Genomic DNA, 24646 nt, shown 5'->3' on the forward strand with positions numbered 1-24646 from the left:
CGCTGGTTCGCGTGCATTAAAGAAAAGTAAAGGTGACACAGAGGGCCATTGTACACCTTATGACTCTTTATAACTCAATCCTTAGTTTCTCTGTCTTCGCCCTTGAAACACATGTCAAAATCGATCGGTGTTCCCTCTTTTCACTCTCACTCAAGAAAGAATCTCCATGATCGACTTCTCCCTCCAATACGGTTACCTCACAAGTTCCGCATCGGCCAACCCTGCAGGAATAAGGTGCTTCGATCCCTGCCTCGTGAAGGGCTTCTAATAACGTCATCTCTTGTGGCACTTTAATGATAGGTCTGCCTTTTAATTCCACCCAAAAGTCGTGACCCACCATTGACTGACTGGGGGTGAATCGTTCAAAGTGAATGCTTGAGCGCGGATATCCAATTGAAAGGGCACTGGCAGTCAAGTCATCAATAAAGGAAGGCGGACCGCAAAAATATACGTGGGTCCCGACCTTATGCTCCCAGAGGCTTTCATCTGTCAATCTCTTTTCTTTTGAAAAATAAAAGTGTGTCTCTTTAGGATACAAGTTCTTTAAATGATAATAGAATGAACACTCTTCCTCGCATTTTGCGGCGTAATGCAGTTCAAAGGAGCGACCTTCCTTTGTTAGTGCTGCCATCATGGATAGGAAAGGAGTGATACCGATTCCTGCGGCATAGAAAACATGATGTTTCGCTCTAAAGCTCAGTGGGAAATGATTCCGTGGATGACTGATGCGAAGGGTATCTCCTACATTCATTCGCTCATGCCAATAACGGGAGCCCCCCTTGGATTGTTCATGGAAACGAATGGCTATGTGATATGTATTCCTTTCACCAGGTGGGTTCGTAAGGGAATAGGATCGGGCGATCGTCTCACTCCCTGTCTCAATATAAGTGGTGATGTGGGAACCCCCGCTAAAGTCAGGAAGACGTTCATCCCCTCTGGGAGCGAGTGAGAACCGTTTGACATATGGCGTCTCCTGATGAATCGATTGGACCGTGACGGCTATGGTTTTAGGTTGATTCATGCGTGATCACTCCCCTTTTCGATTGTAGCCGGATTTCCGAGATAGGAGTCATGTAAGGGAGAATAATGATCAGAAACAGATAATGTCAAGTGGCAATTAGGACAATCTATAACTTGCTTGATTGACTCTCCACTCACTACCGTTTTCAGATGACATTTATAACAGAATACTTGGATGAACCTTGCCCCGTGACCGATACATTGTACTTCATCAACGGAAAACCCTTGATCCTCTGCCACTTTTATAAAATGTTTCAGTTTGTTCCATTCCACCGCTATGTAGAGATAACTCCCCATTTTCTGATTCTGCAGCCAATGAGAAATATCCTTTCCTTCCTTTTCATCCACCAACAAAAGCTGATAGGAGTGGTTTTCCTTTTGGACTTTTTGAATGACGGGTGACAGCCGATCCATCCCTTCTTCGTCTCCGTAGAATAAGTACTTTCGTTTGTTTGGTACGAACGAAGGTTGCGATAGTGCCTTCAAATTCCCATCCTCTTTTCCTTCAAGTACTCGATGACCACTTCTCTGAATAAGGAGATCCCTTTATAATCGGCAATAAGGTCAGGCAGCTCAAGTAGAATTTGATAAAACTGATCCGCCCACTCATGATTCCCGGCAAATTCTTCAAGGGAAAGAAGGTGAGTGTGAATCGTAAACAACAGCCCGTTTGAACCCGGCAAACGGAACAGCTTCTGCACCTCCACCCTCAAATGAACGTATTCCCCAACATTTTCCCTTGTAACGCTGCTTCGTCCTTCTCCCCACTCATCATACGTTTCCAGAGAGGTATCCAGGCGATTTCCCGCCATTAAAGACCAGTTCCTCCTCACCCAGGGGTCTCCCGCTTCCATCCTCATTAAAAATGTGAAAATCCGCTGATCCATCCCGTCTTCTTTAAAGCCGGGGATCGGTCCGTGAATCTCCTTGAAGCTCATCCCGGTATTAAACGTAAGGGACCAGTTGGCAGGGAAACATAACTGGCCGGCATCCAGAAACAGATCCCCATCCCGCTCCATCATGAGAATCAGGTCCTCCTGCACATGTCGTCCGATGAAATCAAGTGGCTCCATTGATAATGTAGACTGATCACCCGGTATGAAGGAAGTTTGTTCTTTCAATATATGATTGTGGAACGTCCATTCACCGTCATGTACTTCAAAGGAAAACAACTGCGGGTATCGCTGCGTGAGATGTTGAATGACGAGCTCCGTTATTTCCCATTGAGCCTTCAGGCTATACGGCCGGGATTGAAAGCAGCGGTCGGGATGGTGAGATAACAGCTTCCGTTTCAGCTTGATTACCTCCTGATAGGAAGAGGTAATCTCTATACAGAACGGCTCCTCCAAAGGGACCGAATTATTCGAATACCGGTACACATCCCCCTTGAAGGGATAGGGGAACGAATCCACCTTCATCATACACTCACTCCTTTTTTTAGAAAATTCTTACTTTTATAGTACCTTATAGAGGGACGGACCTCAACCGTATTTCTCTTTGTACCTGCTGAGTGTGATGAGTGGCCATATCCATTGGTAGCTGTGGTAATGGATGTAGAAGTTTCCCGGAAGGCCGGCTCCGGTTGGATATGTTTTGGCGTTATCTCCTGCCGTTCCATTCATCAATTCGAGAAGAGACATCATCCCAAGATCGATGGCAGGTGTCGGTTTGTCTTCGATACAGATGAGAGATTCAAGCGCCCATGCCGTTTGTGAAGGGGTACTGAATGTTAGGGGTACGAAAGTCTTTTCCTGATCGCTGTAACAGGACTCCCCCCAACCCCCGTCTTTTTGTTGAATGCTTTCCAACCAGACTTTGGCCCTTTGAAGATGTTTATCCGATGGCAGGACCCCCACTGCATTCATTCCCGTGACGGCAGCCCATGTTCCATAAATGAAGCAAACACCCCAGCGACCGTACCAGGAACCATCATCTTGTTGCATGAGTTTCAGCCACTCAACACCCTTTTTCACCTTTGGATGGTCCTTTGACAATCCTGTCCTGCCCCCGAGAAATTCAAGCGCTCTCCCTGTTAGATCAGGAGTGGAAGGATCGAGGGCCGCTGCCTCTGCCCCATCCATTGGAAAAGAAGTAAGGATCGTTTTCGTCTTATTTTTTTCAAAAGCAGGCCACCCCCCATCCCGGTTTTGCAACCCAAAAGTCCATTCAACCCCCCGATCCCACGATGGCCGGATCGAGGGTTTATCTGCAGCGGAATATGTGATGGCCCTGAGAGCAGCTGTCGTATCATCCACATCGGGATGGATACTGTTGCTCTCTGAAAATCCCCATCCCCCGGGCATCACTCCACTTTCATATGCCCAGTCTCCATACTTGAAGTGTTGCTTCTTAAGAAGATAATCCACTGATTTTTCAATGGAAGCTTCTCCTGCCTCCATCCCCGCTTCCTGCAAGGCATAGCTTATCAGGGCTGTATCCCATACGGTCGAAGGAGAATTCTGGATATGAATGCCTTTCTTCGTTTCACAGGCCATTTCTTTTAATCCCTGTAACGCCTTTACAATGATGGGATCAGTCTTTTTATACCCTGTGGCCAACAGGGCATAAATCATATAGAACGTCGTGCTGAAGTAGCTGAGATAAGTCCCGTCCCGTTCCGTCCGTTGCAGCATGTACTCCAGGGCAAACTGCCTTGCTTGTTGATGAAGATGGGAGGGGATACTCGCAAGTGCCTGAATGCCTTCATTAATTTTAGAAAATAGTCTCAACTCACGGTCGTTGTACCTCATTTCGTCAACAGGACGGGAAAGATTCTGTATATACGGCGTGTTGCTTGTTCTGATAGTGAATCGCTGATCTTTCAGTAACATCATCGGAGCCAGGTGACCACGGGCATAACTGCTTAAATCCCAGAAATTCAGGGGGAATGTTTTCGGGAGCAGCAGGAATTCAATGGGGATCGGCATGAGGTGCTTCCAGTCATATTGACCATGAACGGCCAGCATGAATTTTGTAATGGAATGAGCCTTGTGAAATCCCCCTTTTCTCTCTATGAATTGTTCGGCTCTCAGAAGTCTTATATCCTCTTCACTCACCATACCACTGTATCTCAGGGCAAAGTATGCTTCGATGGTAGATGACAGATTCCCTTCCTTTTCATCTTCAAAGAGCTTCCATGTCCCCTCCGCTGTCTGCAATTTCCAAAGCCGGTCGACCAGGCGCACGATGAGTTCATCCTCATCGGTCTCAAGTGAACGGAGAAGGATGATCATATATGCATCGGTCATCACACTATTTTCAAAACAAAAGGACCAGCTTCCTTCTGCACTTTGCATCTTCAGAAGATGCTGTTTCATATTTCTGATCGTTTTTTCTATGTTTTTTTTCATCATATGTCCTCCCACATAGCTTCTCTGTTGTTATGTATATGAGAAGAACACGGGTACTAGTAGTGAGAAGCAAAGAAGAACCTGCCACCCGGTTATCGGGGAGCAGGCTCTTCTTGAATTTCTTCTATTTTCTGTGAGTAATAGCTTACAAGCTCAGGGTAATTCTGAATCTCTTCCCTGCCGGTTTCAGTGATTTGATACACGCCCCTTTTCACCCTCTCGAACCACCTGTAGTAATTCTTCTGGAGGATGGACGGTGTTTTGTCACCTGTTCCAAGCTTGGCTAAGTTCTTTGGGGACATGGGCCCGTATGTTTCCAGACAGCAGGCGATGTGAATGCAGCTTTCTTTATAAGCGGTCATGATCTTCGTTTTATTGCTGCCGCCTACATTATAATCCGCACTGCGACCTTCGATTTCTTTCACCAGGGCTGCCCGTTTACGCTTACTATTCTTCATGATCTTCTTCCGGTCAAAGGCTTCCGGATGAATGACAAAATCAAGCTTTGGGGTCTTCGTCGTAAATGAAACGGTGATCAGACCAAGCTCCAGCCTCCTGACCAAATGGCGTATATCATTCCAGCGCTTTGAACGGGTCCTCTTCGGTTTCGGAATCGCAATGTACACAAGATCCGTCAGCCGCTGGCGCTTCGTTGCCTGGATCAAAAGCTCGACATTCAAGGAAAGCTTCAATTCAACGATGACCAGCTCCTCTTCTTTCATCGCCGTCAGATCACAGTCATTCACTTCACCGTTCACCTGATATCCCTGTTTATGAAAATGGTTCTGGATCGGATGATAAAGATCCGATTCTTTCAGTTTCGTCATGGGTAAAAACCTTTCCGGGAATAATTTCTATAAGATAAAGTATAGACCATTTCAGATATTTTTGCAGTTTAAGAGAATGAGAACCCAGCTCCTGAGGGAGGAGAGTGGGCGGGGAATCGTTTATCTGCCAATCTGCTAAAAACGCCATTTCCCACCGGCCCTCAATAAGAAAAGCCTTATCCCCGAATCTTCTCAATCTCATCAGCTACAAATTGCACCGAAGTCCCGACAATCACTTGAATGCTATTGTCACCCACCACATGGATGCCCGGAACCCCCGTCGCTTTGATCCGTTCCTGATCCACGGCCTCCATGTCCTTCACTTCCACTCTCAATCGGGTAATGCAATTTTCAACAGAGATTACATTTTCATCTCCGCCGAGGCCTGCATAGATTTCCGCTGCCATCACAGCAAACTTATCTTTTCCTGCGACTATAGGCAACGCATCCCCCTCCTCACCGTCTTCTTCACGACCCGGTGTCATTAAATTGAATTTCGCGATCATAAAACGGAACAAGAAATAATAGAGAAGAGCAAATACAACACCTTGAATCAACAGCATATACGGAAGGTTTGCCAGTGGCAGTCTTGAACTTAGCACGAAATCAACGAATCCTGCACTGAATCCGAAGCCTGCCGTCCAGTGGAAGAAGGAGGCGATGGCAAGGGATAACCCTGTCAGCACGGCATGCGCTACATATAAAGCAGGTGCCACGAACATGAAGGCGAATTCAAGAGGCTCCGTCACTCCTGTAAAAAAGGAGGCAAAACCAGCCGCAAGCATCAGGGAAGCGACCTGTTTTTTCTTACCTGGTTTCGCTGCATGATAGATGGCTAGCCCCGCTGCCGGAAGACCAAACATCATCACGGGGAAGAATCCCGCCTGATACATCCCGGTCACACCTTTTTCACCCGTGCCAGACCAGAAGTTCCCGATATCATTGATTCCGGCAACATCGAACCAGAACACGGAATTCAATGCATGATGCAACCCCGTAGGAATCAATAATCGATTAAAGAAACCGTATAAACCTGCGCCTGTAAACCCGAGCCCGCTGATTTCCTTCCCGAAAGAAACAAGCGCTGTATAGATGACCGGCCAGACAAACAGCATCACGCCTGAAACAACGAGCATGGCAATGGCCGACATGATCGGCACCAAACGTTTCCCGCTGAAAAAGGCAAGGGCATCCGGCAGCTTAACAGCACTGAAGCGATTGTACATACTTGCTGCAACGATCCCTGACAGAATCCCTACGAATTGATTTCCGATCTTATCGAAAGCCGGATTCACGGCCTCTTTATCGATCCCTTGCAACAAAGAAACGGAATCCGTCGAAAGCAATGTGGTTATGACGAGATACGCGACCAATCCACTAAGTGCCGCAGATCCATCCCGTGCTTTCGCCATCCCCAGTGCGACCCCGACTGCAAATAGAATCGCCATATTGTCAATGATCGATGCCCCAGCCTTAATCAGGAAAGCGGCAATCGGACTATCCGCTCCCCAGCCGGACGGGTCGATCCAATATCCGATCCCCATCAAAATCGCCGCAGCCGGTAACACGGCAACAGGAAGCATCAATGAACGACCAATGCGCTGCAAGTATTTCATCATTTTGTTTTCCCCCTATCAGTCTGCTATTAAAGATGCCTTGTCTCATGAAAGAGGACAAAGCCCTTCTATAAAAAATATTCCGGTATTCACTTGTTTAGAAGTGGATGCCGGTGCATTCAGACCTTCTGAGAAGATTTTTCGAGATGCTTGAACGTCATATTGGTCAATAGGATCAATAAGGAATACGCCATGACCGGAAAAAACACGATGTATGGTTCCAATAATAACTCTCCGTATCGGCTACCGATCAAACCGGCCCACTCCTTGGTCAAGCTTGCATAGACATTGAATTGGTCATGCTCCTGTCCCGATGTAATGGTCGTTCCTCCTATAAAAATATGAAAAATAGCGAGATGCAACATAAGGGTGAGGACTTGTACGAGCTGCCTACCTGACAAAACGATGAGTCTCGGGAATAGATGGGGGAGAATATGTCTTCTGGCCTGATGGAAGGACGATCCACCCAGCACCCGGGCACTATCCATAAATTCAAATGAATGGATATGACGTACGGTTTCCCCGATCATTTTCGCAGTCGCGGGTACCCCCACTGCCGTCATCACCATGATCTGTAGGAATACGGATTCAGCCATGGTAAAGGGTGGTGCACTTCTTACCTCATATAGCAAGAAAGGGGTCATCCAGATAATGGCTATCAAGGACTGGGGGATGAAGGTGAACGCTTGCAGCAACCCTTCCCCATATGGCGAAACGAACCAGTTTTTGAGCCACACTCCCATTAATATCGCCAGAAAGATCCTCAACAATGTGATAACGAAAGCAAATAACATTGTCCACTTTGCTCCCGTCACGAGCATATAAAATAAATCATTGCCTTCCCGGTCCGTTCCCAGCCAGTAAAGACTGGAAGGCGGATAAGGGGTAGTATCCACCACTGACCCATCTTCACCATAGAGAAAAGTCTGAACGACAGGCTCCACTGATACCATTGGCCAAATGACGCTCAGTATAAAAATGAAACCTAATAAATACGGTGATAGCATCCTTATCACGTTCACTCTTTTTACTCTCCCTTCGTTTGATAAAATCGCTGCCGATATCGACTTGATCCTTTTATCATAATAAAGAATGGTGTCATGCTGAGGATGAGCATCAAGGCCCGGGATGATGCAGGCTGATCCCCCATGATAAACCTCATGATCCCGTTGCTGTGAAACAGGTATTCAATAACAACGAGGTTTGTGAGCAGGCACAGGATGATGACTGGTAAATGAGCCAGACACTCCATCACCGTATTTTTGAAAAGGTGGTGAAACGAAATAAACGCATCGGAGAGACCTTTTGATTTCGCAAAAAGTGCATAATCCTTTTTCTCCTCTTCTTTCATTAAAAGAAGCTGCATTTTAAGTAGGTAAATGCCGGGTACGATGCTCAATGTCAACAGTGGTACTATAATTGCCTGATTATCGATCGTTGAATAAGCGAGGGCCAATTCAACACCTGTCTGCTTGTAAAACCATACAACAAATAATTGAATACTAAAGATAAAAAACACATCAGGAAGTGATTCGAGTAAGTCTATAGCCGACAAGATCACTTTTTTCAAATAAGAAGGGAACCGAATTATAAACAAGCCGGCAAGAGAAGCCAACATGATTGCCATCATGAAGCCCCCGATCAGCAGGGACATACTATAAAAATAGGAATCTAGTATAGAGGGAAACAATTCAATCGCCACCAGCTTCTGATGGAATTCGACCGATCGCGCCTCAGGCATTCGGGAAAAGGAGAGCGTTTCCGAATGTACGTAATAAGAAAGAGTGTCAGGCTGGATGATTCCCCGGAGAATCGTCAGTGTGGCTGATGCAAAGCTCTTCGGTCCAAGTATCAGGGCAGGTGAAGCAAGAATGAAAATGATACTTGTGCACGTCAATCCAAATTGACCTATCTCTTTCATAAATATTGTTCTCATCTTTTTGGCCCCTTATGTAAAATCAGACTCATAAATAAATTGTTCCAGTAATGGGAGTGAGATGAATTGACTCAGATCGAATCGCAACGACTCCATCCTATCTCTGTTTCCCGAATAAAAGATGTAATACCCTTTGCGTTCACTCTTAACCAAACCTGCCTTTTGAAGAGTCTTAATATGACTGGAAATGGTCGCTTCAGAAAAATCATGTTTTTCAGCAAGCTGTTTCGTACTATAAGGATGAAGTAATACGTCCCGCAAAATCTTCAATCTTGTTGCTTCTCCCAGGGCTTTGAACATGTGCACTAAATCTTCCGGCGGCTCATCTTTCATCTCTTCTGTTTCCGGAACAGCCACGTGCAACCCAAGGCAAAGCCTACCCGGATATACACCAAGCATGACGTGGGGAGTAATGAATGTGGATGGCTGTAAAGTGATATGGGGATAGTCCGATAAAGGAAATCGATAGGTCTCTCCTTTTTGAACTTTAATCGTTTGGTCTTTTAAAGTAACATCGGGGTGTACTTCGTTTAGTGCCCCCGGGAAAGAGTGGTCAAGCTTCTGTTGGAACGTTGTAACTGCCCTCTTAATCCATGGGCGTATCCGGAATAATTCCGGCTGAAAGATCTTTTCGTTGTAATCGTACAGGAGCTGATGAATGCGGGCCTTCCACTGCTTAGGGTTGGTTAACAAGTCCTTCTGATGATGGTTCAACGGGGACATCCTGGTGTCCTTCTTCCAGGATAGAAGCATATCCGCACTATACTGTTCTCCCAGCATATAAAAAACAAACGTGTCATCTGACATCGAACAAATAAACTCGATTACTTCCTCGGTTGAAGATTCATTCAGCCGATACTCGTTACGGATATTCATGAAGTACATCCACTCGTACGAGAGCGAACCTAACAGGCGGATTTCTTCGATCATTTCTATTGGGAGTGATCCCTCTACCTCCATCGCCCACTTCCTGCGATAAGGATGATGCACCGGATTGCACAGCACATGCAAACTGGCCATTAATTCATTAAATGGGGAAAACACAATTTCAACGCCCACCACAACACCTCCTCAACTGATTCGTTATCCACCTAATCAAATTGTTAAATTGGATAAATTAAACATAAATTACGGCATATTGGTAGTAATGTCAAGAGGGAATTGAGGGACGGACCTTGGATGGGGGTTGCTAGGGTACGGGGGGGTGTTTTTTCCATAAAATAGAAAAAGACGCGATTACTAATTGAAACGACGCAACTTAGGCAAAAATGACGCAATTCCTTTAATAATGACGCAATCACCTGTAAAAATGATGCAAATATCTCTAGAACCTCTTTAGAATGCTTCTACGAGACGATCTATAGGAGCATATAGGAAACCTTGTTAGAGCTTCACTCGCATGTTCAAGCAAATATCAAGATGTTTCACCACACTTCCCTTAGTAAGCAGCTACCTCCTCTTCTTTTCAACGAATTTCAGAAGCACATCCTCGTAAATCTTATACCACCCCACTATGATTTATTGCTTCCATTAAAAAGGTATCCAAATACCTACTGAGGTCCGTCCCTCAAACAAGCAAAACCTCCTTCAGCCACCAACCCCAACAGAGGTCCGTCCCCAAAAAATAAAAACCCCCATCAGGCATCAAGCCCGACGGAGGTCCGTCCCTCTAAAATGTCTCTCAAAAATTATGGTAGTTCGGTTGTGCCCATGAGGTAGCGGTCGCATTCGCGGGCTGCTTCACGGCCTTCGTTGATGGCCCAGACGATAAGGCTTTGACCGCGGCGCATGTCTCCGGCAGCAAATACACCTTCGACGCTGGTCATGTAGTTTCCGTACTCTGCTTTTACAGTGGAGTTGCTGTTTGTTTCGACTTCAAGTTCCTTGATCAGGTCTTGTTCCGGGCCACTGAATCCAATGGCCAGAAGGACTAGATCCGCGGGCCAGACTTTTTCAGTTCCCGGGATTTCATCACGGATCTTGTTTCCTTCGTCATCATAACGAAGCTTCACATTGACTGTATGGACTTCTTTGATATGGCCATGTTCATCGCCGACAAATTTCTTCGTCATGACGGCATAAGCACGAGGATCTTCGCCCAGTACTTCGGCTGCTTCTTTTTGACCGTACTCCACCCGGTGGATGACGGGATACTGCGGCCATGGATTGCCGATTTCATCACGCATGGCTCCTTTTTTATCGTAGATATCAAATTGAGTCAGGCTTTTACAATTATGTCTCACAGAAGTGGCGAGGCAGTCGGTACCCGTATCCCCTCCACCTATGACGATGACATTTTTCCCTTCGGCAGAAATGTAATGACCGTCCTCTAAATTGGAATCCAATAAACTTTTTGTATTGGCATGCAGGAATTCCATGGCGTAATGCACGCCTTTCAGATCGCGTCCATCCACCTTAATGTCCCGGTGAACCGCGGCTCCTCCGCACAGAATAACGGCGTCGAAATTTTCACGAAGGTTTTCGACCGTATAGTCTTTTCCCACTTCCGTATTCGTCACAAATTCAATGCCCTCTTCTTCTAAAATATCGACACGGCGCTTCACGACTGAATATGGAAGCTTCATTTCAGGAATACCATACGTCAAGAGGCCTCCTACTCGATCATTCTTCTCAAAAACAGTGACAAGGTGACCGGCTTTATTCAGCTGTGCCGCAGACGCCAATCCTGCCGGACCAGATCCCACTACAGCGACGCGTTTACCGGTGCGGAACGCAGGAGGTTCGGGAATGACCCAGCCCTCTTCAAAACCTTTTTCGATAATTGAACGTTCCACGGTCCTGATTGCAACGGGCGGCTCGTTGATCCCGAGAACACAAGCCCCTTCACACGGTGCCGGACAGGCGAAGCCGGTGAATTCGGGGAAGTTGTTCATCTGATGCTCACGCTTCAAAGCCTCTTTCCATTGTCCTTGATAGACGAGATCATTCCACTCTGGTATTAAGTGATAAACGGGACAACCTGTAGTCGATCCGTTGATTTCCATCCCGGACTGACAAGTGGGAACGCCGCAGTCCATGCAGCGCGCCCCTTGTTTCTTGACTTCTTCTTCCGAAAGAGGGGACGTATAATCGTCCCAATCCTTCGTCCGTTCAGCCGGGTGCCGTTCATCCAATGTTCTTCGCTTATATTCCATAAATCCTGTTGCTTTTCCCATGGTATCCCCCTCCCTGATTAATTCGCAGGTTCCAGTACTTTTTTCTCTTCTTTTGTACCTTCTTCAAATGCGGCCATTTCCGCATCAAACTTCTCTAATCCACTATTTTCAAGCTCACTGATCCGCTCTCTCATTTTGAGATAAGATTTAGGAATGACACGGACAAATTTGGATACGTATGATTCCCAATTCGCTAAAATTTTCTTTCCATTGTTACTATTTGTATAATGAACGTATTTCTCGATCATGTTGTACACATCTTTCATCTCATCAGGATCGAACAGGGGCTGTACGAGGACAAGTTCCTGATTGCATCTTGTACGGAATTGCTCATCTTCATCCAGGACATATGCGACTCCCCCCGACATTCCGGCAGCAAAGTTACGCCCCGTCAATCCAAGAACGACCACTTTTCCACCCGTCATATACTCGCAGCCGTGATCCCCGACGCTTTCAACGACAACCTGTGCCCCACTGTTACGGACGCAGAAACGTTCGCCTGCCACTCCATAAATATAGGCTTCTCCTCCGGATGCCCCGTAGAAGGAAACGTTACCGATGATCGTATTCCGTTCAGGAATGAACGTGGCTGTCGGATCCGGATGAACGATAATCTTACCGCCTGATAATCCTTTTCCTACAAAGTCATTGGAATCCCCGACCAGCCTCAACGTCAGTCCTTTTGGAATATAGGCACCGAAGCTTTGACCTGCTGAGCCTTTGAAGGTCAAACGGATCGTATCTTCCGGTAAGCCTTCCGCTCCGTATCGTTTAGTGATCTCGCTTCCAAGCATCGTACCGGTCACGCGGTGAATGTTTCGGATCGCCGTCGTCCATTCAACAGGTACCCCAGTTTCGATCGCATTTCGGCAACGTGGGATCAGCTCTTGATAATCAAGCGTCTTCTCAAGCTCATGATTCTGCTTACGTGTTGCATACCGGCCAACCTTCTCAGGTACATCCGGCTGATAAAGAAGTGCCGACAGATCGATTCCTTTTCCTTTCCAATGGTCGATTGCCTCATTGGCTTCTAAAATATCAGTTCTTCCGATCATTTCATTGATCGTCCTGAAACCAAGCTGAGCCATCAGCTCCCTTGTTTCCTGGGCGACAAAACGCATGAAGTTCGCTACATGCTCAGGGTCACCTGTGTATTTCTTACGTAACTCAGGGTCTTGTGTCGCAATTCCGACAGGGCATGTATTCATATGACAGACACGCATCATGACACACCCAAGAACGACTAATGGTGCAGTCGAGAAGCCGTATTCTTCTGCTCCAAGAAGCGATGCAACAACGACATCCCGGCCTGTCATCATCTTACCATCCGTTTCTACGACGATCCGGTCGCGAAGGCGATTTAACAGTAATGTCTGATGAGCTTCGGCCAGACCGATTTCCCAAGGCAGTCCTGTATGTTTCAGACTGGTCCTTGGTGCAGCACCGGTCCCACCGTCGTACCCACTGATCAACACGACGTCAGCCCTGCCTTTTGCCACACCTGCAGCAATCGTCCCGACGCCTACAGCTGATACCAGCTTTACACTGATGCGTGCCTGAGGGTTGGCATTCTTAAGGTTATAAATCAGCTCGGCAAGATCTTCAATCGAATAGATATCATGATGAGGCGGTGGCGAGATTAACTCTACTCCAGGCGTCGATCCCCTTACTTCAGCAACCCAAGGGTATACTTTTTTACCAGGGAGATGTCCTCCTTCACCCGGCTTAGCCCCTTGAGCAACCTTGATTTGAATTTCGTCGGCGTTCACGAGATAGTGGCTTGTGACACCAAAGCGACCTGACGCCACTTGCTTGATTGAACTGCGGCGCGAATCTCCATTCTCATCCGGGACAAAACGACTTGGGTGTTCTCCGCCTTCTCCTGAATTACTCCGTCCACCGATTTTATTCATGGCAATCGCCAATGCTTCATGTGCTTCCTGACTGATGGAACCGAATGACATGGCGCCGGTTTTGAATCGACGACAAATTTCTTCAACTGATTCCACCTCATCGATTGGCACAGGCTTTGTTTCTTTAAACGAAAGAAGTCCACGCAGAGATTGCAGATTCTGCTTCTCATCCGTCAACATAGTGGAATATTTCTTGAATAGCTCATAATTATTCGTACGGCATGCATGCTGGAGTGTATGGATCGTACTTGGATTGTATGCATGATCCTCTCCATTTCGGCGATATTGGAACTCGTCTCCAGATTCTAATGTACGCTGATTATCTTTTCGTTCATTAAATGCTTTCGTGTGTCTTAACAGTACCTCTTTTTCAATGATGTCCATTCCGATTCCACCGAGTCTTGAAGCGGTTCGGGTGAAGTATTTATCGATGACATCCTTATGAATGCCGACTGCTTCAAAGATTTGGGCACCACGGTAACTTTGAATCGTTGAAATCCCCATTTTGGAAAGGACTTTGATGACACCATCTGTTCCCGATTTTACAAAACTTTTCACCGCTTGTTCATAGGTCTTGTCTTGAAGCTCACCTTTTTCAATCAAGTCCCGCAGTGTTTCATACGCTAAATATGGATAAATGGCTTCAGCCCCGTATCCAAGAAGAGTTGCAAAATGATGGACTTCCCTTGGCTCCCCTGATTCAAGCAGGATGCTGACGGTTGTACGCGTTCCTTTGCGGATCAGATGGTGGTGCAGACCTGAAACGGCAAGAAGGGCTGGAATCGCTGCCTTCTCCTTCACCACACCACGGTCTGATAAAATAAGGAGTGTCGCACCATCTGCTACGGCCTGATCAGCTTTTTCATAAAGAGCATCCAGGGTACCTTCAAGTTGGTTTCCTTCATCGGTTACATCAAATAAAATCGGTAGTGTGACGGCTTTAAAGCCTTTTTCATTTTGGTGCCTAAGCTTTTCAAGTTCTTCTCCAGTCAGGATCGGTGTCTTGAGGTGGATATGCCTGCAGCTTTCCGGCCCCGGGTTCACCAGGTTTCCTTCTGCACCAATCGTGGTTCCGACTGAAGTGATAATCTGCTCCCGAATCGCATCGATCGGCGGATTCGTGACTTGTGCAAATAATTGTTTAAAGTAGTTATAAAGAAGTTGGGGCTTTTTCGATAAAACCGCAAGAGGAGAATCATATCCCATTGAGCCGACCGGATCTTTACCATCCGTCACCATCGGCTTGATGATTTTGTTCAGTTCCTCTGTCGTGTAGCCGAATGCCTGTTGCTGCAGCAGGACCTCATCAGGATCCATTTGAATCACTTCATGGGTCGTTTCCTGCAGATCTTCCAGTTCAAATTTATTATTATCCAGCCAATGTCTGTAAGGCTGTTCGGAAGCAACACGGAGCTTGATCTCTTCATCTGGGATGATTCTTCCTTTTTCCAAATCGACGAGAAGCATCTTTCCTGGCTGCAGACGATCCTTGTACACGATGTCATCGGCAAAAATATCGAGAGCACCCACTTCGGAACCCAGTACGATCATTCCACCCTTGGTTACATAGTACCTGGCAGGTCGAAGTCCGTTACGATCAAGGCACGCACCGATCTGCGTTCCATCCGTGAATACAAGGGCTGCCGGCCCATCCCACGGCTCCATCAAACAGCTGTGGTATTCGTAGAAATCCTTCTTCTTTGGATGGATCGTGTCATCGTTTTCCCATGGTTCTGGAACCATCATCATGGCCGTGTGTGCAAGGGATCTTCCTGATAAATGAAGGAATTCAAAGCAGTTATCGAACATGGAGGAATCACTGCCTGTCTCATCGATGACGGGTAGGATTTTTTCCAGGTCTTCGTCTTTGAAGGCACTAGAGCTGCACAGCTTTTCACGTGCGCGCATCCAGTTCACGTTTCCTCGCAATGTATTAAATTCACCATTATGGATGGTATATCTGTTTGGATGAGACCGCTGCCAGCTTGGGAAAGTGTTTGTACTAAAGCGGGAATGTACAAGCGCTAAGGCTGAACGGAACTCAGGGTGGTTGAGGTCAATGTAAAAGGAATCGAGCTGTTCCGGGATGAGCATCCCTTTGTAGACAATGGTCGTAGAAGACAGACTGCAAAGGTAAACGTCCTCTTGTCCCTCGACTGTCGCTACTTCTTTTTCAATACGCTTCCGGATCACATATAACTTGCGCTCAAAATCCATCCGTGATTGCATGTCTTCCGATGCCCCTATGAACACTTGACGGATGAACGGTTTTGACTTCGATGCCACTTTTCCTACAAAGGAATCATTGAGTGGTACAGGTCTCCAACCAAGTGTCTTTTGACCCTCTTCTTCAATGATGCGTTCGAATATTTCTTTACTCTTCTGGCGCTTGTCATAATTTTCAGGAAGGAAAACCATCCCGATCCCATATTCGCCTTTCCTTGGGAGAATGATGTCTTCTTTTTCACATTGCTTTTTAAAAAAGTGATGTGGGATTTGGGTAAGGATACCTGCACCGTCCCCGGTACTTGTATCAGCAGATTGTCCTCCGCGGTGCTCTAAGTTACATAGAATATTAATGGCATTTTGAACGATGCTGTGACTTTTTGTCCCATCTATATTTGCTATCATTCCAATTCCACATGCTTCATGTTCTTGCGCAGGATCATACATGCCTTGCGCTACAGGAAGATTCGTTTTCATCCAATGTCCTCCTCTACTAAACTTGTATATTTTTTGAATAATTAACCGAATGATTAAATTTTCTTAATTTTCGTTAGTATATCATGAAATTTAGAAAAAACGAAAAATTTTGTTAATGGTACGAGCGCATATTTTCCAAATATATGTGTAAACACAAGGAAGAAGCCTTATATATTAATCATCCTTTTGACTTAATATTCAGAATCTTTAAAAGCTTGATACTATCGTAAAGAAATCGCTTACAATATTTCGCGTTCCTAAGCAAATCCCACCAAAATCCAACATGAATTTTCATGCAAAACAATAACTAAAAAAAATTTTTTTATAAACAAAAAAACATTCTCATTTTGAGGGACGGACCTTGCCTTCTACTGCTGAATCACAGCCCACTTTCATCAGCTGAAACTCTTCTTCTATTCCCACCTCTCCAACTTTCCAAACCATATGAAAGAGGGACGGACCTCCGAAAAATTTCGGAGGTCCGTCCCTCTTTCTCATGCTTCTTTCAGTGCTTCTGTTTCGACACGGTCCATGAATTCGGTGACGACTTTGTTGTTGTTTTTTTCTCCACCTAGTTTGAGGAGGACTTTCCCAAGGAAGTTCAGTCCTTTGTTTTCACCCTGGTAGATGAATTTCGTCTGGTCCTCACCGATTTTATGAAGGGTGAATGAAGCCTCTATTTCAAAGGCCTTGGCCAATGTGAAGCCGATCTTGTTATGTTTTTTCAGAGCTGTATTCTCATACTCGAGGTCTTCCACGATATACGTTTCAATCCTTTTTCCTTCTTTGTATTTCTGTTGGTAGGTCGATCCCACCACGCCTTCTTTCTGTTCAAGGACCTTGTTTTCAACTACGTTGGGCATAATCCGTTGAATATTCTCGAGCTCAAATAAATGCCAGATCGTTTCGATATTGACAGGTATGATCCGTTCTTCATGCCATTTAATCATCCATTACATCCTCCATTCCCATTTCAAAGAAATCATCCATTTCCTGGATCACCGTTTGTATTCGTTCTACTTCCGCTTCGAGCCCCCGCTTTTTCGCCTTGATCAATTCCTCCAGGTTTTCGAAGGACTCATCATTCACCACGGCCAGCATCTCTTGTATGGTAAAGTTAAATCTTCTTAAGTAAACCAGTAATCGCCCCACAAGATAAGATCCATTATCATAATAGCGGTAGTTGTTTGCAGGATCGATATAGACCGGCTCAAGGAGGTTGATCTCTGCATAGTAACGCAGTGTTTCCTTACTCAGGCCGGTCATCTTGGAAAACTCGCTTACTTTGTACAACCCCATCACCTCACACCTAAATCATAAACCATGTGGTGCACTACACGGTCAATACTTTCCATAAAAGTTTAGTCAAAAAAGAGAGACTTTACCCCATCTTCTGGGGAAAGTCTCACTGTGCTGAAACGAATGAACTTTTTGCCTGAAGAAGCTTTTGGATCTCTTGATAGGCTTCTTCCATTGAATTCACTTTCACCGAAATCCTTCGATCTACAGGATATTGATTGGCCATATGCCTGTAACGCGGGTCATAATAGTATTCAAGTAGCAATTCCAAGATCCGCCCATAATGTCTCTGTTTCAACTCATCCTCGATTTCATTCGCCACGGGACTGTGGATTCTTCTCTTGATTACCCTGAACGCTTCTACAAATTCTTCATGATGCTCTTGAAGGCGGTACTCTTCCAAAATATGTCCCACTCTTTCTTTCATTGGCATCTCAATGAAGATATGAAACGCATTTTCCTTCTCCTCCACTAAAAAGTCAGGTAGAAGAAGCTTTCCAATTCGTTTACTTTCTGCTTCAAACAATAGAAAAGGAGACTCCTGCAGCTTCATCAGTTCTTGAAGGAGCAGGGAATCGAATGTTTTTTGATTGTTCGAGGTCAGCCCGATTTCTCCAAAGATGGATCCCCGATGGTTTGCCAGTCCTTCAATATCAAGTACTGGATATCCCTCCCTTTGAAGCCTCTTCAAAATCGCAGTCTTTCCACTGCCTGTCCCGCCGTTCAAAACAAAAGAAGGTGGCTCCATCTTAAATGAGTGAAGGCCGTTCAACACCCAATGCCGGTAGGCCCTGACCCCGCCAAGAATCCTGTGTGTCTTGATCCCCATCAGGTCAAGGAATGTCGCAGCCGCCTTGCTTCTCATTCCTCCCCGCCAGCAAAACACGACAATCTCTCCATCCAGCTTTCGAAACTCACGAATAAAGGCAGGAAGTTTCCCTGAAAAAATCTCCAGCCCCCGATCCGTCGCCACTTCCTTACTCACCTGCTTATACAGCGTCCCGACTTCTGCTCTTTCCCCATCATCAAACACAGGGATGTTCACGCTTCCCGGAATTGTCATTTCCCTGTATTCAGAAGGAGAACGTACGTCCACGAGTGTATACTTATGTAAATCGCATTGCTCTATGGTTAGATCCCTGAACATAACGAACACTCCCCTCACGGTCTCTATGTCCTATTCTACACTAATTATTCTCTCCGTTTTGATTCTATTTTAGAACGTTTCAACTAGTCCTTTCATCCTGTTTGTGTATTGAATATTCAGATTTTTTACCTCATTGGTACTATATACCATCCATTCAACTCCCACTATAATGGAATTAGAAATAATATTTCATGTTTTCTGGTCATTTTTTGAAGTATTATTTCAATAAAATGAAAACGGTTTCTTATAAACCGAAGGAGAGGAGTTTGTTCATGAAAGCAGTTAAGTACATGATCATCGCCGTGATGATGTTCTCGCTGGCTCTTCCTTTTACCGGGAAAGTTAAAGCAGCAGAGACAAGTGCTCCAAAGCACGAAATGCGGGCTGCGTGGATTGCAACCGTCACGAATATCGACATGGCAGCCGGAATGGATCAGCAGGAATTTACGGACTGGGTGATGAGCACCCTGGATGAGTTAAAAAAATTAAACTTCAATACGGTGATCTATCAAGTCAAACCGACCGCTGATGCCTTGTATCCCTCTGAACTCGCTCCATGGTCCCAGTACATCACCGGGGACAAGCAGGGAACCGACCCAGGCTATGACCCACTTGCCATCATGTTAGACGAATCGCATAAGCGCGGGATCGAAGTCCACGCCTGGGTGAATCCTTACCGCATCACGATGCCGAATCAAACCATTGAATCACTGGCAGAGAATAACGTTGCCAAGCTTCACCCTGAATGGGTCCTGAAGTATGGTAAACAGTATTATCTCAACCCCGGTATTCCCGAAGTACAACAATACCTGATTGATACAGTAAAAGAACTGGTAAACAACTACGACATAGAAGCCGTTCATATGGATGATTATTTCTACCCTTATAAAATTGCAGGAGAAAGCTTCCCAGATCAAGATACATACGAGAAATATGGCAGTGCTTTCGACAATATCGACGACTGGAGACGCAACAACGTCGATGAACTCGTTGCAGATATCAACAATGAAATCAAAGAAATCAAAGACTATGTCCAATTCGGGATTTCCCCTTTTGGAGTATGGAGAAACATTGCTGATGATCCTACAGGAAGTGCGACACAGGCAGGACAAACGAATTTCGACGACCTGTATGCCGACACCCGTCAGTGGATCAAGGATGGCAGCATAGACTATATCACCCCGCAAATCTATTGGTCTAGGAAACTCGCTGTCGCCAACTACTCTGTCCTCCTTGACTGGTGGAGCCGGGAAGTGAATGAGTATTCGTATGAGCACCCGGTCAATCTGTACATCGGGATGGCCGATTATAAGGTCGGGGACAATTTTGACCAGGAATGGTTCAATCCTTACGAGCTGCCTGAGCAGATCATGGACAACCGTGATAACGGAACGGCCCTTGGGCAGATGCACTTCTCCCTCCGACAAATTTTCGAGAACCCGCTTGGATACGCAGATATTTTAAGAAATGAAGTATACACTGAGAAAGCATTGACTCCTGCCACTCCATGGAATAACGATCACCTTCCGAAGAAGCCGAACAAGGTGAAAGCGGATAAGCAGGAAGACGGAATCAAATTGACCATCGATGATAAGAAGCACTCTGACGCACGAAAGTATGTCATCTACCGTTTTGATGGAGTGAAAGAAGGAGATTACGAGAATCCAGCGAATATCGTGGATGTCGTGTATTCCAGAGAAAGTCTCACAACCTATGAAGATACGTCTGCTGCTGAAGGTGGCATATACACATATGGTGTTACATCCGTTTCTCCGACAGGGGTGGAAAGTAAGGATGCGAAAACAGTAAGAATCCACTAATCATGAAAGGAGCGCTTCCCCTTTACGGCGAAGCGCTCCTTTTTTATTTCAATTGCATTTCTTTTATCTTTTGCCTGAGATGATCCGGCCACCATGCACCACATTCATCAGAAACCACACAGGCAGCACACTTTTCCAAATCATACACCATCATCCCCTGAATGGGTGGCGAGTAGAGGTGGACGGTCACCAAGTCTTCCCCACTCCCTTTCTTCATTTTGTGAACACCTTTCTTCGGGGCATAGAAGAAAGAACCTTTCGAGTATTCACGGTCAAATATCTCCTGTGGGAGCTGGTTATCCTTTACTTCAAAGATTGTATTGACTGAAGTCCCGTTCATCACCTGGATCCAACCCTTTGAGTTTCCGTGGTCATGAGGGGCACATTCCCTATCGGACCAATTCATCACGAGAAGCTCGACTGCTTCATTTTGATAAAGGAGCTTACGATAATATGGCTTTCCTTCCGGAGATTGCAAGTACGGCTGTAACTCCTCAAGAGTTAAATGAAGAGACTGCAAAACTTCTTTCATTTCATTTGTTGAAGGGTTGGTCAATTCATCCAATGTATTCTTTATCCGTTCCTTTAAGGTCACAGCGGATCCCCCCTGATGTTATCGTTTCCTCCATAGAAACCGGTGGAGTACAGAAATCACCTGGCCATTCACAATGACAACTCCTATTATAATTATGACTCCACCCAGGATGCTTATGAAAACAATTTTCTCATGCAGTAGAATGATTGCCGCAATGAGGGTAGTGACAGGCTCCAAATACAGAAACATCGACACCTTGGACGCATCCAATACCTCCAAAGATTTCGCCCAATACCAGTACGCGATACCTGAAACAAATATCCCGAGGAACATCAAGTGGGCCCACTCTACATTTGATAAAAGGGAAATGCTTTCCCAGCCGCGGTTTCGAATGAGGAACGGGATCGTCAAACTGAATCCGAGCAGGCTCATATAAAACGTGATGACGAGAGACGGCAGCTCGATGCGAAGCTTCTTCAGCAGCACGGAGTAGACGGCCCAGTTCAATGTACTCAGAATCATCAGGATATACCCGATATTGACAGCAAATCCGATAGACTGACCGCTCCTCGCTGTCGTCACCATCAGCACACCTGTAATCGCGATGATCATTCCCAGCGCTTTAGGGAACGTCATTTTTTCATGCAAAAATAGCATGGAGAGGATGACGGTGAACACAGGTGAAAAAGAAATCATCCACCCTGCCGAGGAAGCTTCGATGGTCAGGAGCGCAGTCGCCTGGATGACCTGATGAATGAAGACGCCGAGGATGCCAAGTATGATTAAGTGAGGGATGTACTTGAGTGGGATGGTAAGCCTGTATCCTTTTAATAGTAGAAGCATGAGCAGAAACAGAGCTCCTATCGCAAACCGCAGAACGAGGAGTGTATACGGATCAAGGGTATCCAGTACCGCTTTGGTGGATACGAAGGAAATACCCCAGAAGCTGATGGACATTGTGGCATATAATGAGGCGGCAACCTTTGATTTAGTTGGAATCATGGACGGGGCATCCTTTCTGGACATAGTTTCTTTCTATCAAGGTATGCTCGTCCAGGGGAAAGATGTGCAGGGGTTTGGGGTGTTTTAAAATAAGTTGGTTGGTTTTGTAAATATGGTTAGTAGTTTTTTAAAAAACAGGTATCTGTTCAGGTATGGGCATTTAGTCAGATGATATGAAAGCATGCACCTATCGGCTAGGGAATGGTAAGCACTCGAGCTGATAAATAAATGGAGAAATTCCGCTTATTTTAAAATTTCTATTTAAATTGGCTGAAATAGACGGAAAGATTCCGCCTATTCACTCGAAAAGTACAAAAATGGTTGGTTTTTCTTGCGATAAGCGGAAAAACTCCGCCTATTTGCCTCCCAAACAAGTTATATTCTGAATGTAACCGGAAAATCTCCGCTTATCATTGCTGGTTTTTCTACAAAGGGCAAGACTTCTCAAGATACATAAATGTTTAACTAATCCTAAAAAAAGAAACTCGCCAATGAGGCGAGTTCTACTTTTAAAATTCCTATAATGATTAGTATTACTACAACTGTGATTTCGGTACATATTTTTTATATTAGCACCTCATTTAGATTCCGATTGTGGAGCTTCTTCTCTTTATTTATGAGCTACCCTCTCACCAAACTGAGGCAAATACTCTTTATGAACCTCAAACATTTCACCCAACAGCTGTTTCGCCTTCACATCACTCGTCACCAACGGATTGATTGTCATGGCAAGCAGTGCTTTCTCATAGGAACCGGTTACGGATGCTTCTGCAGCCACCCGCTCAAAGGATTTAATCTGCTGGACAAGCCCACTGACTGAAACGGGCAACTCTCCTACTGCAATCGGCTTCGGTCCAGATTTAGTCACGACGCAGTTCACTTCCACGGCAGATTCCCGTGGCAGATCACTGATCGCCCCATCATTGCGGACATTCAAAGTCTGGATATCCTCGCGGTCGTTATGGATGGACGATATGAGGTTGCATGCTGCATCGCTGTAATAAGCTCCTCCACGCTCTTCAAGTTGCGGAGGCTTAACGGCTAAGCTTTCATCCTTGTACAGATCGAACAGCTCATTCTCCAATTTCTGAACGACTTCCGCACGGGTCGTACCCGTCTTGAATTCTTCTAGCTGCTTTTCTAAAATATCACTCGTTTTATAGAAGTAGCGGTGATACGGGCAAGGGACGACTCCCAGACTCCTGATGAATTCAGGCTCCCACGGAAGTGGCGCAATATTTCTCATGCTGACCTGCCTCTCTGGGTCACTCATGATTTCCAGTACTTCCCCTAATACAGATTCTCCGTCCACGAGAACGTCCAATCCATATACCATATGATTCAGTCCGGCAAACTTGATATGAAGGCGTTCAACCTCGACACCTAGAAGTTTCGCCAGGGTTATCCTCGTATTGATGGGAAGATTGCAAACGCCGACAACCTTTGGGTTCGATCCATAACGAAGCAACGCTTCTGTCACCATGCCTGCTGGGTTCGTGAAATTGATCAGCCAGGCATCGGGACACAGTTCCTGCATCTCCTCAGAGATTTCCAAAAGGACAGGAATCGTTCTCATTCCCTTAAAGAGTCCGCCAGCCCCATTCGTTTCCTGACCGATCATTCCGTATTTAATCGGCAGACGCTCGTCCAGAATCCGGGCTTTCAGCTGTCCGACACGCATTTGGGTCGTGACATAGTCTGCCCCTCTTAATGCCTCTTTCCGGTCCAATGTCAGATGGATCTCCATAGGGACCCCTGATCTTTCCACCATCCTCTTCGCTAAGTTCCCGACGATATCCAGCTTCTCTCTTCCAGCCTCAATATCCACCAGCCACAGCTCACGAACAGGCAGTTCATCATACCGCTTGATCAATCCCTCAACAAACTCAGGAGTATAGCTCGAACCCCCGCCAATCGTCACGACCTTGATTCCATTTCCCATCCTGTACGCCCCCTGTTATCTGGCCACAAAAGCCAGTATGAAACTTATGACAAAGCTGACTACTACGGCTAAAAACATCCGCTTCTTTTTAACAGATGCATCTTCTACCGGCCCTTCAATCTTCAATAGAATAACCGAGAGCCCGATCGAAGCTGAAATGCCCGTAGCCAAAAACACGCTCCATTCCTTTGCAAGCCCCGTGCTCATCAATGGCTTTGAAAGAAGTAAGAGTCCGATAGATACCGAGATTAATAATACAAATACACTTCTAAAACCGATTCTCTTTGGCACAACGGTTTCTGTCATGTCCATCACTCCTGACCTAGTAAAGAAGTGGGAATCCTAGGACCCCCACTTCTG

The 24646-nt window shown here is 45.8% G+C and carries 19 protein-coding genes; 1 reads left to right on the forward strand and 18 read right to left on the reverse strand.

Annotated features, from left to right (window positions below):
• Nucleotides 1-67 precede the first annotated feature (67 nt).
• The 14 genes from KYJ26_RS09720 to mnmH form a co-directional block, all read right to left on the reverse strand.
• Nucleotides 68-1021 (reverse strand): PDR/VanB family oxidoreductase, encoded by a 954-nt coding sequence (locus KYJ26_RS09720; protein WP_219167077.1) that lies wholly within the window; start codon nt 1019-1021, stop codon nt 68-70.
• Nucleotides 1018-1506 (reverse strand): hypothetical protein, encoded by a 489-nt coding sequence (locus KYJ26_RS09725; RefSeq protein WP_219167078.1) that lies wholly within the window; start codon nt 1504-1506, stop codon nt 1018-1020. Before KYJ26_RS09725 ends, KYJ26_RS09720 begins: the two co-directional genes overlap by 4 nt.
• Nucleotides 1503-2441, reverse strand: a complete 939-nt coding sequence (locus KYJ26_RS09730) for a heme-dependent oxidative N-demethylase family protein (protein ID WP_219167079.1) — start codon at nt 2439-2441, stop codon at nt 1503-1505. Before KYJ26_RS09730 ends, KYJ26_RS09725 begins: the two co-directional genes overlap by 4 nt.
• A 60-nt stretch (nt 2442-2501) precedes the next feature.
• Nucleotides 2502-4370, reverse strand: a complete 1869-nt coding sequence (gene shc / locus KYJ26_RS09735; protein WP_219167080.1) for a squalene--hopene cyclase — start codon at nt 4368-4370, stop codon at nt 2502-2504.
• A 92-nt stretch (nt 4371-4462) separates the two neighbouring features.
• Nucleotides 4463-5197 (reverse strand): DUF2161 domain-containing phosphodiesterase, encoded by a 735-nt coding sequence (locus KYJ26_RS09740; RefSeq protein ID WP_219167081.1) that lies wholly within the window; start codon nt 5195-5197, stop codon nt 4463-4465.
• A 176-nt stretch (nt 5198-5373) separates the two neighbouring features.
• The gene (nagE, locus tag KYJ26_RS09745; protein WP_219167082.1) at nt 5374-6816 is read right to left on the reverse strand and encodes an N-acetylglucosamine-specific PTS transporter subunit IIBC; all 1443 of its coding nucleotides are present in this window, start codon (nt 6814-6816) and stop codon (nt 5374-5376) included.
• 116 nt (nt 6817-6932) lie between these two features.
• Nucleotides 6933-7835, reverse strand: a complete 903-nt coding sequence (locus tag KYJ26_RS09750; RefSeq protein WP_219167083.1) for an ABC transporter permease subunit — start codon at nt 7833-7835, stop codon at nt 6933-6935.
• A gap of 5 nt (nt 7836-7840) precedes the next feature.
• Complete coding sequence (locus tag KYJ26_RS09755) at nt 7841-8749, reverse strand: ABC transporter permease subunit (protein WP_219167084.1); 909 nt, start codon at nt 8747-8749, stop codon at nt 7841-7843.
• 12 nt (nt 8750-8761) lie between these two features.
• Nucleotides 8762-9808, reverse strand: coding sequence for an ArsR/SmtB family transcription factor (locus tag KYJ26_RS24285; RefSeq protein WP_219167085.1), 1047 nt, complete (start codon nt 9806-9808; stop codon nt 8762-8764).
• 629 nt (nt 9809-10437) lie between these two features.
• Nucleotides 10438-11925 carry a glutamate synthase subunit beta gene (locus KYJ26_RS09765; protein ID WP_219167086.1) on the reverse strand — a complete coding sequence of 496 codons (1488 nt, stop codon included), beginning with the start codon at nt 11923-11925 and terminating at the stop codon, nt 10438-10440.
• A gap of 17 nt (nt 11926-11942) precedes the next feature.
• On the reverse strand, nt 11943-16541 hold the full coding sequence (gene gltB / locus KYJ26_RS09770; protein WP_219167087.1) for a glutamate synthase large subunit: 4599 nt from the start codon (nt 16539-16541) through the stop codon (nt 11943-11945).
• Between the two features lie 494 nt (nt 16542-17035).
• A complete protein-coding gene (locus KYJ26_RS09775; RefSeq protein WP_219167088.1) occupies nt 17036-17491 on the reverse strand; it encodes an SRPBCC family protein in 456 nt (151 codons plus the stop codon).
• A complete protein-coding gene (locus KYJ26_RS09780; protein WP_226672670.1) occupies nt 17484-17840 on the reverse strand; it encodes a MerR family DNA-binding transcriptional regulator in 357 nt (118 codons plus the stop codon). Before KYJ26_RS09780 ends, KYJ26_RS09775 begins: the two co-directional genes overlap by 8 nt.
• Nucleotides 17841-17946: 106 nt before the next feature.
• On the reverse strand, nt 17947-18987 hold the full coding sequence (mnmH, locus tag KYJ26_RS09785; protein ID WP_219167089.1) for a tRNA 2-selenouridine(34) synthase MnmH: 1041 nt from the start codon (nt 18985-18987) through the stop codon (nt 17947-17949).
• Nucleotides 18988-19259: 272 nt separating this feature from the next.
• On the opposite strand from mnmH, the gene KYJ26_RS09790 reads away from it, so the two are divergent.
• Entirely contained in the window at nt 19260-20807 is a 1548-nt protein-coding gene (locus tag KYJ26_RS09790; protein WP_219167090.1) for a glycoside hydrolase family 10-like protein, read from the forward strand.
• 43 nt (nt 20808-20850) lie between these two features.
• Here KYJ26_RS09790 and KYJ26_RS09795 read toward each other — a convergent pair whose 3' ends face one another.
• The 4 genes from KYJ26_RS09795 to KYJ26_RS09810 all read right to left on the reverse strand — a co-directional run bounded on the left by KYJ26_RS09795 (nt 20851) and on the right by KYJ26_RS09810 (nt 24592).
• Nucleotides 20851-21402, reverse strand: a complete 552-nt coding sequence (locus KYJ26_RS09795; RefSeq protein WP_219167091.1) for a cysteine dioxygenase — start codon at nt 21400-21402, stop codon at nt 20851-20853.
• A gap of 18 nt (nt 21403-21420) precedes the next feature.
• Entirely contained in the window at nt 21421-22344 is a 924-nt protein-coding gene (locus KYJ26_RS09800) for a DMT family transporter (RefSeq protein WP_219167092.1), read from the reverse strand.
• Between the two features lie 610 nt (nt 22345-22954).
• A complete protein-coding gene (locus KYJ26_RS09805; protein WP_219167093.1) occupies nt 22955-24286 on the reverse strand; it encodes a 6-phospho-beta-glucosidase in 1332 nt (443 codons plus the stop codon).
• Between the two features lie 15 nt (nt 24287-24301).
• Nucleotides 24302-24592, reverse strand: coding sequence for a hypothetical protein (locus KYJ26_RS09810; protein ID WP_219167094.1), 291 nt, complete (start codon nt 24590-24592; stop codon nt 24302-24304).
• Between the last annotated feature and the right edge of the window lie 54 nt (nt 24593-24646).

Source organism: Rossellomorea orangium, assembly GCF_019334305.1.
Taxonomy (GTDB): domain Bacteria; phylum Bacillota; class Bacilli; order Bacillales; family Bacillaceae_B; genus Rossellomorea.

What these genes read in the sequence shown, in the direction of transcription:
- KYJ26_RS09775 (WP_219167088.1), bottom strand. Translation starts at nt 17,491, where the DNA reads ATGATTAAATGGCATGAAGAACGGATCATACCTGTCAATATCGAAACG.
- gltB (WP_219167087.1), bottom strand. Translation starts at nt 16,541, where the DNA reads ATGAAAACGAATCTTCCTGTAGCGCAAGGCATGTATGATCCTGCGCAA.
- KYJ26_RS09810 (WP_219167094.1), bottom strand. Translation starts at nt 24,592, where the DNA reads ATGACAGAAACCGTTGTGCCAAAGAGAATCGGTTTTAGAAGTGTATTT.
- mnmH (WP_219167089.1), bottom strand. Translation starts at nt 18,987, where the DNA reads ATGTTCAGGGATCTAACCATAGAGCAATGCGATTTACATAAGTATACA.
- KYJ26_RS09790 (WP_219167090.1), top strand. Translation starts at nt 19,260, where the DNA reads ATGAAAGCAGTTAAGTACATGATCATCGCCGTGATGATGTTCTCGCTG.
- nagE (WP_219167082.1), bottom strand. Translation starts at nt 6,816, where the DNA reads ATGATGAAATACTTGCAGCGCATTGGTCGTTCATTGATGCTTCCTGTT.
- KYJ26_RS09765 (WP_219167086.1), bottom strand. Translation starts at nt 11,925, where the DNA reads ATGGGAAAAGCAACAGGATTTATGGAATATAAGCGAAGAACATTGGAT.
- KYJ26_RS09780 (WP_226672670.1), bottom strand. Translation starts at nt 17,840, where the DNA reads ATGGGGTTGTACAAAGTAAGCGAGTTTTCCAAGATGACCGGCCTGAGT.
- shc (WP_219167080.1), bottom strand. Translation starts at nt 4,370, where the DNA reads ATGAAAAAAAACATAGAAAAAACGATCAGAAATATGAAACAGCATCTT.
- KYJ26_RS09730 (WP_219167079.1), bottom strand. Translation starts at nt 2,441, where the DNA reads ATGATGAAGGTGGATTCGTTCCCCTATCCCTTCAAGGGGGATGTGTAC.
- KYJ26_RS09800 (WP_219167092.1), bottom strand. Translation starts at nt 22,344, where the DNA reads ATGATTCCAACTAAATCAAAGGTTGCCGCCTCATTATATGCCACAATG.
- KYJ26_RS09720 (WP_219167077.1), bottom strand. Translation starts at nt 1,021, where the DNA reads ATGAATCAACCTAAAACCATAGCCGTCACGGTCCAATCGATTCATCAG.
- KYJ26_RS09805 (WP_219167093.1), bottom strand. Translation starts at nt 24,286, where the DNA reads ATGGGAAATGGAATCAAGGTCGTGACGATTGGCGGGGGTTCGAGCTAT.
- KYJ26_RS09755 (WP_219167084.1), bottom strand. Translation starts at nt 8,749, where the DNA reads ATGAGAACAATATTTATGAAAGAGATAGGTCAATTTGGATTGACGTGC.
- KYJ26_RS09740 (WP_219167081.1), bottom strand. Translation starts at nt 5,197, where the DNA reads ATGACGAAACTGAAAGAATCGGATCTTTATCATCCGATCCAGAACCAT.